Origin of the sequence: Flavobacterium sp. AED (assembly GCF_000812945.1) — a bacterium.
In the GTDB taxonomy this organism is placed as follows: Bacteria; Bacteroidota; Bacteroidia; order Flavobacteriales; family Flavobacteriaceae; genus Flavobacterium.
The window spans coordinates 1664564-1677809 of the sequence record NZ_JSYM01000001.1; the positions used below are offsets into that span (position 1 = coordinate 1664564).

The 13246-nt window shown below is 32.8% G+C and carries 9 protein-coding genes; 1 reads left to right on the plus strand and 8 read right to left on the minus strand.

What is annotated here, in order from left to right; all coding sequences use genetic code 11:
- The first annotated feature begins 23 nt into the window (after positions 1–23).
- Entirely contained in the window at positions 24–698 is a 675-nt protein-coding gene (locus OA85_RS07380; RefSeq protein WP_039108881.1) for a DUF2490 domain-containing protein, read from the plus strand.
- Positions 699–844: 146 nt separating this feature from the next.
- On the opposite strand, the gene pruA is transcribed toward OA85_RS07380, so the two are convergent.
- The 8 genes from pruA to OA85_RS07420 all read right to left on the minus strand — a co-directional run bounded on the left by pruA (position 845) and on the right by OA85_RS07420 (position 13122).
- Entirely contained in the window at positions 845–2473 is a 1629-nt protein-coding gene (gene pruA / locus OA85_RS07385) for an L-glutamate gamma-semialdehyde dehydrogenase (protein WP_039108882.1), read from the minus strand.
- Between the two features lie 291 nt (positions 2474–2764).
- Positions 2765–3151 carry a Co2+/Mg2+ efflux protein ApaG gene (gene apaG, locus OA85_RS07390; protein ID WP_039108883.1) on the minus strand — a complete coding sequence of 129 codons (387 nt, stop codon included), beginning with the start codon at positions 3149–3151 and terminating at the stop codon, positions 2765–2767.
- 80 nt (positions 3152–3231) lie between these two features.
- Entirely contained in the window at positions 3232–4485 is a 1254-nt protein-coding gene (locus OA85_RS07395) for a DUF5103 domain-containing protein (protein WP_039108884.1), read from the minus strand.
- A 92-nt stretch (positions 4486–4577) separates the two neighbouring features.
- Positions 4578–5348, minus strand: a complete 771-nt coding sequence (locus OA85_RS07400) for a class I SAM-dependent methyltransferase (RefSeq protein ID WP_039108885.1) — start codon at positions 5346–5348, stop codon at positions 4578–4580.
- A gap of 143 nt (positions 5349–5491) precedes the next feature.
- The gene (gene map, locus OA85_RS07405) at positions 5492–6310 is read right to left on the minus strand and encodes a type I methionyl aminopeptidase (RefSeq protein WP_039108886.1); all 819 of its coding nucleotides are present in this window, start codon (positions 6308–6310) and stop codon (positions 5492–5494) included.
- A 138-nt stretch (positions 6311–6448) separates the two neighbouring features.
- Positions 6449–7966 carry a 2,3-bisphosphoglycerate-independent phosphoglycerate mutase gene (gpmI, locus tag OA85_RS07410; protein ID WP_039108888.1) on the minus strand — a complete coding sequence of 506 codons (1518 nt, stop codon included), beginning with the start codon at positions 7964–7966 and terminating at the stop codon, positions 6449–6451.
- Between the two features lie 141 nt (positions 7967–8107).
- A complete protein-coding gene (locus tag OA85_RS07415; RefSeq protein WP_039108889.1) occupies positions 8108–10525 on the minus strand; it encodes a DUF5916 domain-containing protein in 2418 nt (805 codons plus the stop codon).
- Between the two features lie 203 nt (positions 10526–10728).
- Complete coding sequence (locus tag OA85_RS07420; protein ID WP_039108890.1) at positions 10729–13122, minus strand: DUF5916 domain-containing protein; 2394 nt, start codon at positions 13120–13122, stop codon at positions 10729–10731.
- Positions 13123–13246: the final 124 nt, after the last annotated feature.

A 13246-nucleotide genomic window follows, 5' to 3' on the forward strand; every position in this document is an offset into this window, starting at 1 on the left:
AGGACCTAAAATAATAAAATTTAATGAAAAATAAAGTAATATCATTTTGCTTTTTGGTGCTGTTATTTGTAACGGCTAATAGTAATGCGCAAAAATCAGAAGTAGGGAATTGGTTCGCTTATTTGGGTAACCAAAAAATAAATAACAAATGGAATTGGCATAATGAGGTGCAATATCGAAACTTTAATTTTGCCGGGGATCTGGAACAATTAATGGTAAGGACAGGTTTAGGTTATAATTTATCTGAAAATAATAATAATGTATTACTTGGTTATGCGTATGTTCATTCGGAACCTTATATAGCGGGAACAGAAGAGAAGACACGAACGGACGAGCATAGGATTTTTCAGCAATTTATCACAAAACAACAGTTTGGGAGAGTGAGTATTTCGCATAGGTATCGTTTTGAACAACGATTTCTTCAAGATAATTTTAAAATGCGTTTCCGTTATTCACTAGCGTTGAATGTCCCATTAAATAAAAAAGTGATGGAGAAAAATGCAGTTTATGTCTCGTTGTCAAACGAAGTTTTCATCAATACAAAACAAAATCATTATGATAGGGATCGTATTTATGGCGGTATTGGATACTGTTTCAGTAAATATGTTAAAGTAGAGGCTGGCGTAATGTCTCAACTTTTACCTGCAACTAGCCGAACTCAATTTCAAATTATGATTTTTAATAACCTTCCTTTTTAATTTGGTTATTTAGAAAGAATTAGTAAAAACTACCCTTGTTATATTTTAGGTTTTAAAAAATAAAACCTCCAAGACTTCAAAATTATTTGAATTCTTGGAGGTTTTTTAATCTAAAATTTTCATGCGAAAATCCTCAATTTTTATCCTTATTCTCCTAAAAATGGATATCTGTAATTTTCTGGAGTTATAAAAGTTTCTTTGATAGTTCTTGGGGAAGCCCAACGCAATAAGTTCAACGCTGAACCCGCTTTGTCGTTAGTTCCTGATGCTCTTGCACCACCAAAAGGTTGCATTCCTACAACAGCTCCTGTTGGTTTGTCATTGATGTAGAAGTTACCGGCAGCATTTTGTAATTTGGTAGTCGCTTGCTCAATAGCATAACGATCTTGACTAAAAACAGCACCTGTTAAAGCATATTCTGAAGTAGTGTCAACTAATTCTAAAGTTTCTTCCCATTTTGCATCTTCGTAAACGAAAATTGTCATTACTGGTCCGAATAACTCCGTTTCCATTGTGGTATAATGTGGGTTTGTAGTTACAATTATTGTTGGTTCAATAAAATAACCAACAGATTTATCGTAATTACCACCTACAATGATTTCGGCATCAGTATCTTTTTTGGCTTGGTCAATAAAACTGGCTAACTTGTCAAAAGAACCTTCGTGAATAACTGCAGTAATAAAGTTGCCAAAATCTTCTGGCGAACCCATTTTCATGGATTTTGTATCAGTGATTAGTTGTTCTTTTACGGCTGGCCATAAACTTTGTGGTACATAAGCTCTTGAAGCTGCCGAACATTTTTGACCTTGAAATTCAAAAGCACCACGAACAATTCCTGTTGCTACTTGTTTTGCATTGGCACTTGGATGCGCGATGATAAAATCTTTACCACCGGTTTCCCCTACAATTCTTGGGTAGGTTTTGTAATGGTGGATGTTAGTTCCAATTTTTGACCAAATATCTTTGAATACATGAGTTGAACCTGTAAAGTGAATCCCGGCAAAATCACGACTTGCCAAAACAGTATCAGTAATCATCAAAGCATCTCCAAAAACTACATTGATAACGCCATCAGGAACTCCTGCTTCTTTGAAAACTTCAATTATGATTTGTGCAGAGAAGACTTGGCTGTCACTTGGTTTCCAAATCACAACATTACCCATCATTGCAGCACTCGCAGGAAGATTTCCAGCAATAGCAGTGAAGTTAAAAGGAGTGATAGCATACACAAAACCTTCTAGTGGTCTGTATTCTAATCGGTTCCACATATCCGAATTTGAATTAGGCTGATCTCCGTAAATTTGAGTCATAAATTCTACATTGAAACGTAAAAAATCGATAAATTCACAAGAAGCATCAATTTCGGCTTGATGAATGTTTTTAGATTGCGCAATCATAGTTGCAGCATTTATTCTGGCTCTGTATGGACCAGCAATCAATTCAGCTGCTTTCAGGAAAATAGCGGCTCTTTGTTCCCATGCCATATTTGCCCATGCAGTTCTAGATTCTAATGCATTTGCAATGGCGCTTTCAACATGAGATTTTTCGGCTAAATGATACGTTCCTACGATATGTTTGTGATCGTGAGGAGCGGTCATGTTTTTTGTGTTTCCAGTTCTAATTTCTTCGCTTCCAATGTATAATGGTACATCGATTTTAGAATTCCACATTTTTGCGTAAGCTGCTTGAACAGCTGCTTTTTCTGGTGAATTTGGTGCGTATCCTTTTACTGGTTCGTTTACCGCTTTTGGTACATGAAAAAATCCTTTTAACATATTTGTAAAATTATAAAATTAGCGAATGTTTGTGTGTGATAATTTTTTTTCACAAAAGTACGAATGATTGTTTTAAAAATCGTCATTTGTTGGTATAAAACTATTGGTAATAAATTAGATCGTTTGTGTTGTAGCCCAGATAGAAATGAAAAGACCGGAGTAAAATAAGCTTTTTTTGCGGCTCTAAAAAAGCGACCAACGGAAGCTCTTTTTAGGGCTTGCAAAAACACTATTTTTATGAGGACTTGTAATGAATAGCTGGAATAGCTCCTAGAAATAAAGCTGATGATTTTAGTTTAAAGCAAATGGGGCACACAATCTAAAGGTAGGCACAATAACTTTGAAAGTTTTTGTAGAAGTAAAATTAATCATATTAAAATACCCTTTCATTGCTCCATAAGGGGATGATAATAAACAACCGGAACTGTAAGTGTGAAATTCTCCTGGTTTTAAAACGGGTTTTTTTCCAATGATACCTTCTCCATCCACCACTTCAACATCATTTAGTGAGTCAAAAATTTCCCAATGGCGAGAGGTTAATTGTACGGAATCTTTACTGTGGTTTTCGATTGTAATTTCATAACTAAAGGCAAAGTGAATCTTATAGTTTTTGAAGTAGGTGCCTTCAAAACTAGTCAATACCGTTATCTTTATGCCTCTTGTTATTTGAGAAACCATACTAAATATGTGAATAGGTGCTTAATACCGACAAATTTACAAAAAATTGATTTTGTATAGTCGTTTTTCGAAAAGTTTTTTTAGTTGATGATATTTAATGAATTTGCTGTTCCTTTTCCTATGGCTCTATCATATCGATCGGTATTTTCTCGGTAATAGACCATTATAGAGTAATCATTTTCTGTTTGATAAAAATTCCCGTCAATTGCATTTTCATGATCGATAATTCCTTTGCTGTCGGCAACTGTATATTGAAAATTAGTAAATCCTTGCTTTATTAAAATTGCTTTTTCATAGAGGTTCTTTTTTTCATTATAATCCATTTTATTTTCTGGAGTTAAATTATAATTATTGAACATTCCAGTGATATAAATGTCTTTATTCATTCTAAAAGTTGGAGCCGAAAGACTGAAATAAACCCATGCATAATCAGCTTCAATTTCACTATTGGTTGCGTTTATATTTTTGACAACAAAATTTCCGTTTACATCTTGTGTTACGGAATACGGATAATTTGTTCGGGCATTATTGGTATATAAATAAGAACTATAGATTTCATTATTTGAATCTACACGGGCTACATTATTATTGGCAGCTCTAATATCTTTATTTTCAAAGTATAAAAATTCGTTTCCTGCCCAAAATTGGGTTTGGGCATCATATTTATAAATCAAATCGTTTCCAATCGTGTATTGAGGGGTAATGTTTGTAATTGCGTCATTGAATTGTCCATTTTGAAGTAAAACTACTTTTACATTTTTAATAGGATTTTGAAAAGTAATGGTACTTGATTTAATGGTAAATTCTAAGTTGTGTTTAGAATCTAAATTGCTGACAGTTCTCGCTCTTTTTACTTGAATAGGAACCGTAACCCGATCTTCATAAAGAATAAATTTCCTGGAAAAAACGACTTCTTTATTGTCGTTTAAAATTTTCAGTATGTAATTACCGCTGATTAATAATTGTGTGAACTGATTTGGAATAGCTAGTCTATAATGGGAATAGATTTGTAATGTGTTGAAAGAATTGGTGTAATCTGAAATCCTTTGGTTATCAAAACCTTTTAAATACTCACTTTTAGGGATTTCCGTAGGATTCCAATTATAGTCGCAATGGGTTATGTCGTAGTAATAATCAGCTTCATTGCCAAATAAATCATCGAATTGCAACTGAAACCCTTCTCCTAATTTAAAAATAGGAATTACATTTTGATTGCTTTGAACAAAAGAAATCGTCTTAACATTATATGGCGGAGCAACCTCTTTTTCTACTTGAGCAGTAGCCGAAGTAATTATGAAAAGCAATACTATTTTTTGAAAAAAGGCTTTAAGCATATGTTTTGAATTGCTGAAATGTAAATATACGGAATTAAGCAACACTATTATTATGCCAATTATGGAGCAGTTTTATTTTATCTGTTTTAAATTTATTTAAAACAAACAGGAATAATTTCCCCTTTTGCTAAACAATATTTTTCTACCAATTCCGGGGCTATTTTATTGGTGTAATCTTCTTCGATTACTTTAAAACCAATACTTCTTAATTTATCAAAATAATCTCGTCCATAAATACGAACGTGATCGTATTGTCCGAATATTTTAGCACGTTCTTTCTGGTCGGTAATCGTATCATCTGCAAAAGTAGTGGCTCTGGACAACTCTTGTGGGATTTGTAAAATTGCCATTCCTCCTGGTTTCAAAACTCGATATAATTCCTGCATTGCTTTCGTATCGTCTGGAATGTGTTCCAAAACGTGATTGCAAAGAATAACATCGTATTGATTGTCCTCGAAAGGCAAATCACAAATATCCGCTTTTACATCTGCTAGAGGTGAAAATAAATCGGTTGTGGTATAATTCAGGTTTTTTTGATTTCGAAATAATTTATAAAAGGCTTGTTCCGGTGCAAAGTGTAGCACTTTCTTTTTTTCTGACGAAGTAAAAAAATCAGTCTCTTCATTCAAATACAGCCACAACAAACGGTGTCTTTCCAATGAAAGGGTACTTGGCGAAAGTACATTGTTTCTTTGTGTTCCATAACCGTAAGGCAGAAACATTTTGAAACTTTTCCCATCAATAGGATCCGTAAATGTATTTCCTTTTAATGCTAATGCAAGAACTGGACGAGCCACGTAACTTAAACGAATAAGTAAAGGACGCGGAATGGTATTGAGTATAAGTTTAAAGAGTTTTTTCATTTTTGTTTCAGACAGATTCGCTTTTATAACTTTAGATTTTCTTATATGACCTTAAATCACTTATATGTTTCAAAAAAGGTTAAACATATAAGTGATTTAAGGTCATAATTTGGGTTTCAATTCGTGTTGAACTTTTAAATAATTTATAGAACTAAAGGCTCTCTTCTAAACTCATCTTCTTCATTACTCACAATTCCTAAAGCTTTGTAGATGTATCCAAAAGTTGATAAAATCTCCGGTTTTCCATCGATAATCGCAACGTCATGCTCAAAATGGGCACTTGGTTTTCCATCGGCAGTAAGGATTGTCCAGCCGTCTTTTAATTGTTTGATGTTTCGGGTTCCCAAATTAATCATAGGTTCAATGGCTACAACCATTCCTTCAACAAAAAGCTTTCCTCTTCCTTTTTTACCATAATTTGGCATTTCAGGATCTTCATGCATTTTTTGTCCTACTCCGTGTCCTACTAGCTCACGAACAACTCCGTATCCATGTGCTTCTGTGTGTCTTTGAATAGCATTTCCAACATCTTCCACGCGATTTCCTAATTTTAATTCTCGGATTCCCACGTATAAGGATTCTTTGGTTATTTGTAATAATTTTTTAGTTTCGGGAACTACTTCGCCAATTTCAAAAGAATAAGCATGATCGCCATGGTATCCATTTTTATAAGCACCACAATCTACAGAGATTACATCGCCACTTTCCAATGGTTTATTATTTGGAATTCCATGAACTACTTGTGCATTTGGACTCATACAAAGTGAATTAGGGAAACCATATAAACCAAGAAAACTTGGTTCAGCTCCGTGGTCACGAATGAATTCTTCCGCTAATTTGTCTAAATATAAAGTAGTAACTCCTTCTTTTATTTCAGAAGCAATCATTCCTAATGTTTTTGATACGATTAATGCGCTTTCTCGCATCAATTCTATTTCTTCACGTGATTTTACAATAATCATAATTTCGAATTTTCAGTTTGCAAAAGTACAATTTTATGAGAACTTTTGATAATAAAAAAGCTGTTCCAAATTAGAACAGCTTTTTTGAATTTTATTTAAATCGTATTTAAATTTTTTGATTCAAATTATTTCTATGTTTTACAACAAAGAATGACACGTCATAACTGCTGGTTTTTCAACCCCCATCAATTCTAAAATTGTTGGAGCTATGTCTCCCAAAACGCCATCATGAATCGTTTTCAAATCTTTGTCTACCAAAATAATTGGAACCGGATTTGTTGTGTGCGCTGTATTAGGGCTTCCATCAGGATTAATCATAGTTTCACAGTTTCCGTGATCTGCAATTACAATGGTAGTGTAATTATGAGCTAATGCTGTTGTGATTACCTTTTCGACACATTTGTCAACGGCTTCACAAGCTTTTATCGCTGCACTCATAATCCCTGTATGACCTACCATATCGCCATTGGCAAAATTAAGACATACAAAATCCACTTCTTCTTTTTCAAGTTCCGGAACTAAAGCATCAGTCAATTCAAATGCACTCATTTCTGGTTGCAAATCATAAGTAGCTACTTTTGGAGAATTTTTCAAAATACGACTTTCGCCGACAAAAGGTAATTCTCTTCCGCCTGAAAAGAAGAAAGTCACGTGAGGGTATTTCTCTGTTTCGGCAATACGAATTTGTTTTTTCTGTGCTTTTTCTAAAACTTCGCCAAGAGTTTCGGTAATGTTATCTTTATTATAAACAACTTTTACGTTTTTATACGTTTCGTCATAATTGGTAAGTGTTACATAATACAAATTCAATTTGTGCATGTTCTGCTCATGGAAATCTTGTTGCGAAAGCGCTTCTGTCAATTCTCTTCCTCTATCCGTTCTGAAATTGAAGAAAATAACTACATCATCTTCCTCAATAGTAGCTAGGGGTTTGTCATTATGATCAACTACAATCATTGGATGAATAAATTCATCGGTTATATTGACTTCATAGCTTTCTACCATCGACGCAACTGGATTTTTAGTGTGAGTACCAGTTCCGTTTACTAATAAATCGTAAGCTAGTTTTACTCTTTCCCAACGTTTGTCACGGTCCATCGCATAATAACGTCCAATAACAGAAGCTATTTTTACGGTAGTATTTGCGATATAATCTTCTAAATCCTGAATGTAATTTTTTCCTGATTTTGGATCAACATCACGACCATCAGTGAAAGCGTGAACAAAGACTTTTTGCAATCCGTATTGTTGTGTTGCATCAATCAAACCTCGTAAATGAGAAGTATGGGAGTGAACACCACCATCAGAAACCAATCCTAAGAAGTGTACTTTTTTATTATTTTCTTTAGCATAAGTAAAAGCATCAACTAATACTTGTTCTTTTGCCAAAGTATTATGCGCTACGGCAAGATTTATCTTGGCTAAATCCTGATATACTATTCGTCCAGCGCCAAGGTTCATATGTCCTACTTCGCTGTTTCCCATTTGTCCTTCCGGCAAACCTACATTTAGACCATCGGTTCTAAGTTGGGCACTTGGATAATTTTTATAAAGGCTATTTATAAATGGTACATTGGCATTATCAATTGCAGATACCTTAGGGTCAGGAGATTTTCCCCAACCGTCCAAAATCATAAGAATTACTTTTTTGTTCATTGTAATATATTTTGAACAAAGATAAAGCATTTCTAAAAATGTTCGAAGCAATCGAAATCACTATTATTCATTCGTAACATAACAATAACAAATAATGATAATTTTGTTGCAGAAACTGTGGTTTTTTAAAATTAATGCAACTTAGAATTTATTTTTCACGGCGTTATAGTCTATGAAATAACGAATGCTTATAGAAAAAACATGTTTAAGTTGATCATTGGTTAACAAAGTAGTAACGTTCCTTCCAAAATCCTTGTCGATTTCTCTTTGAAAATTAGCTGCATTGTTTCTATATAAAATAGAGACTTCACTTCCAGGGGCAAACCACCAGGAATAGGATAAATCAGCGTTCCAAGAATAAAAACTTGAGTTTCTGTTTTCGGTAAAATTCGTATAATCCTTTAATCTTCCGTTTTGTTCCAGAGAGAGGAAGTTTTTATTTTCGGCAAAGGACCAATATTGTCGCAAAGAAAGATTAAAAGTCATTTTGCTGTTGACAGAGTATTTTCCAGTAAGCGAATTAGAGTAGGTAATTACATTTCTATTAGCAAATATTATGGTGTTAGGCGTAGTTGAATTTAAATCATCATCAATACTATCTATATATCCTTTATTATTGTTTTGTCTAAAAAAGTTGAAGCTGTAATTTAAAGCAAATTTATCATTGAAACGGTATCTTGGACCAAGTAAAAAGCCATATGAATTTCTTCCAGGTTCGCTTAAAACAGCAAAAGAAGGGTTAAAGTCTATTGCAAATTTATTATTGTAATTAGAAGAAAAGTAGAACCAGCCTCCCATTCTTTTTGGGAAAATTAGAGGTCTGTTTTCTGTTCTTGATTCATAATAATCATAGGATTCAATAGGATTTGCATTTATACCTAATCCAAAATAATGATTTTGTTTATTATTAGAATTTATATTTACATTGATATTATTTCCTTGAATTTTTCCTGTCTCTTTTTGAAATTGAGTATACATGTTGAAATTCGCAACGAAAGTGTTGAAATATTTTGTGGGATTTAATATTCTATAATTTGTGTTTCCATAAATAGCATAGTAGTTGGTTTCAAAATTGATTCCTAAATCATTGCTGTCGAAGTTTTTAGAAACTATTTCTGTTCCAAGGCTGTATCGGTATTTTCCAGAAGTTTCTCCAAAGTTTAATGAAGTAAAAGTCCCTTTCTTGTCTTCGGTATCGTTTATGATACTGTACTTGAAATTTCCAGAGAGATTATAGGTGTTTTTCTTAGTGTTTAAATCCCAAACTAATGCTGAAACATTTGCATCACGAAAACTTCCGTTTCTGGTAACATTAGTATTGATAAATGAAACTGAGGAGTTTTTGCGAAAGCGCTGATCTAAAACCAATACATTATAATTAGTTAACGGTTCTACTAATTCTTTTCTTGTTTCATTGGTATCATTATTCTGAATCGTTGCATATGTTTTTTCAGTAACTGCATTTAAAATCCCTATTCCCAACCCATTTTTTGTTCTGCCGGACACTTTTAAGGCATTGATAAGATTGATACTTGAAGGATTGTCAATAATTTTTTCATTGCTCGCAATAGTTGGATAATTTGATGGCCTTCCGCCAATTCTTCTGGAATAGAGTAGATTTCCTTTGCTGAATAAATCCGTTCCTTCTGTAAAAAAAGGTCTGTTCTCATTAAATTGTTGTTCGAAAGGACCTAAATTCAAAATTTGATCATCATATTTTGTTTGGCCAAAATCAGGAATAAGTATGGCATCAAGAGTAAATGCGTCGTTTATGCCATATTTTATATCTAAACCACCTTTAATTGTACCCGTAGTTTTTTGTTGTGAATTTGCATTTACATAAAAAGAAGAATAGGGTAAAAGAAACAGTCGGGTAGGTGTTTTTATATTTTCAATTCCTTCTAAAATACCAGTTTGTTGCGTAAAAGTTCCAATTTTTGAATCAATAAAATTCCAACTATATTTTTGCTGATCCCGTTTTATTTCTCTAAAAAAATTGAGTCCCCAAGTTTGTTTTTTCTCACCCGAAAAACGTAGTGCAGCATATGGAATTCGCATTTCAACTACCCAGCCAAAATCGGTGATTACTGCTTTACTTTTCCAAACTGCGTCCCAAGAGTAATCTTCTCCATTTGTATCGGTTCCTATACAATCAGCTTGTCCATCCGATGCGGAAACTATAAAGCGAAAATCTTGTTGCCCGTCATTATAACCATTTACAAAAACTCCAAAAATATCAGAAGCACCAAAATTATCTCTTTGTGAGATTTCTTTCAATATTTTGTTAGGTTCATTATCATACATTAATGCGGCAACATATATGGCATCATTGTCATATAAAACTTTTATCTCAGTTTTTTTGTTTTCTGCAATGGGCTTACCATTGTCTGGTTCAAACATGATAAAGTCTTTAGCCACAGGAACTGATTTCCAAACATTTTCATCTAATTTTCCATCAATAGTTATATTGTCAGTGATGAATTTAGTTTGTAATATTTTTTTCTGGCTGTAGCCAAATAATGAAAAAAGGAGCGTGATTATAAGGAGTAATTTTCTCATTTAATTTTGATTGATTTTGATTGAAGTTGATTGATTTTGATGATTGCTGTGATTCTTTTAATCGAATTAGAATAATAGACTGTACTTTTAAGAATTTGTTACAGTTTTTTTAATAAAAAATTAAGCTGCGTTTCATTGCATAAAAAAATGAGATTGAAAACGAAGTGTTTTTCAATCTCATTTTATGACGCATTCTTTTTGGGTTAAAATTTACTTTTCACCACATTATAATCAATAAAGTAACGAAGACTAATGGAAAAAATAGTAGTCAGGTTACTGTCAAAAACATTTTTGAAATTAGTGGATAAATCTTTTTGAACATTTCGAGTACTTTCGAGTGCATAGTTGCGGTATAAAATAGAGATTTCACTACCTGGAGCAAACCACCAAGAATACGATAAATCAAAATTCCAGGAATTAAAATTTCTGTTTTTATTTAATGAATAAGCATTATTTTGAACTAAATAACCATTGTCCTCTAAAGTTAGAAATTGATGATTTTGAGAATAGGACCAGTAATAACGAGCTGTCAAGTTTAGCGTCATTTTATTGTTTATGGCATATTTACCAGTAACGTCATTCTGTAATATTTCTCTGTTGCGCTCTGCAAAAATGATTCCCGTGTTGTCTTGGTCCACCCAACCTCTGTCGTTTGTCTTGCGGGTATAATCTAATATGTAAGAAAGTGAAAATTTGTCATTAAATCTGTATTTTGGACCTACAGCGAGTCCGTAAGTAATTCTTCCTTCTTGATCATATAATGTGAAAGATGGGGTGAAGTCAAAAGTAAAAGCATTGTTACTATTGAATTCGGTTCCAAAATAAGATGCTATTCTTCTTGGAATTTGGAGGTATCTGCCGTTTGTGCGTGGTTCATAAAAATCGAACGTTTCAAATGGATTTATTATTAAAGCAAATTCAAAATAATCATTTTTTTTAGATGTAGCTTTAATTACTGTTTTATACCAACCTTCTTGTATTTTTCCAGTTGTGTTTTGCAGTTCTAAATTTAATTCTTGTTCGACTTTGAAGGTATTGAATGTTTTAGTTGGATTTAAAATTCTATAGCTAGCATTAGCTAATGCATTGTGATAATTGGTGTAAAAAATAATTCCTAAGTCATTTATATCATAATCCTTAGATATGTATTTCCCAGAAAGTAAGTATCTATATCTTCCACTTGTTTTTGCAAAGTTTAATGAGGTTTTAAAGCCATTGTAATCTTGAACTGTATTGATAGCACTGTATTTGAAATCACCATATAAATTATAGGTATTTGATTTTGTGTTTAAATCGAATAATAATGCTGAAACATTAGCGTCTCTGAAGTCGCCATAACGAGTTGTATTTGTATTTACAAATGAAACCGATGAATTTTGATTAAAACGTTGGTCTAAAACCAATATATTATAATTGGTAAGTGGTTCTATGACTTCTTTTCTGGTTTCATTTGTATCATTATCACGAATAGTAGCGTATGTTTTTTTTGTGACAGCATTCAAAAAACCAATTCCGAGGCCTTTTTCTGTCCTTCCGGAAACTTTTACTGCATTAAGTAAGTTAACTGTGTTAGGATAATTTATTATTTCTTCATTTGCGTCAATTACTGGTTCTGTTATTGGTGATCCACCAATTCTTCTGGAATAAAACAAACCTCCTTTATTGAATAAATCAGTTCCTTCTGTAAAAAAAGGCCTGTTTTCATCCAGTTTTTGTTCAAAAGGTTCTAGGTTTAAAATAGCATTGTCAAATTTAGTCTGTCCAAAATCTGGGACCACGATAGCATCCAATGTAAAGGAATCATTGATTCCGTATTTTATATCTAAACCAGCTTTAAAAGTAGTTCCCGAAGCGATATCATTTTCCTGGTAATATGCAGATGAATAAGGTATAAAAAAGAGTCGGGTAGGTGTTTTTATATTTTCAATTCCTTGAAGAATCCCCGCCTGTGTAATTACAGCTCCAATTTTTGTATCAACACGATTCCATGTGTATTTTTGATTGTCGCGTTTTATTTCACGCATAAAATTCAAACCCCAAGTTTGTTTTTTAGTATTCGAAAATCGTAAAGCTGCATAAGGGATTTTCATTTCGACTGTCCAGCCATAATCAGTTATTGCTGTTTTGCTATACCATATAGCATCCCATGTAAAATCTTCGCTTTCCTCTATTGCTAAACAATCTGATTGAACTCCTGCTGAACTTACAAAAAAGCGAAAGTCTTGCTGTCCGTCATTGAATCCATTAATGTTAACTGAAAAGTTATCTGAAACTCCAAAAACATCTCGTTTTGTAATTTCTTTTTTTATTTTATTGGGTTCATCATCGTATAAAGTAGCAGCAATATAAATAGCATTGTTGTCATAAAGTATTCTAACTTCCGTTTTCTTAGCGGTGCTTATTGGTTTTCCATTATCAGGTTCAAACATTACAAAATCGGTAGCTACCGAGCTTGTTTTCCAAATTTCCTCATTAATTTCCCCGTCAATGGTGATGTTTTCTGAAATAGATTTTGTTAAAAGAATCTTTTTTTGGCCATAGCTATTGAAACTATAGAAAATTAATATAATTAGGATTGTGAAATGCAATTTGAACATAAATTAGTATTGTATATAAACAAAAATAACAAAATTAACATAGAAAGTGATTTTATTATGATTTTTTGCTCAATATTTTCAGCACTTAATTCGTTATAGAGGTCTAAAGTTTTGTTAATTCCTT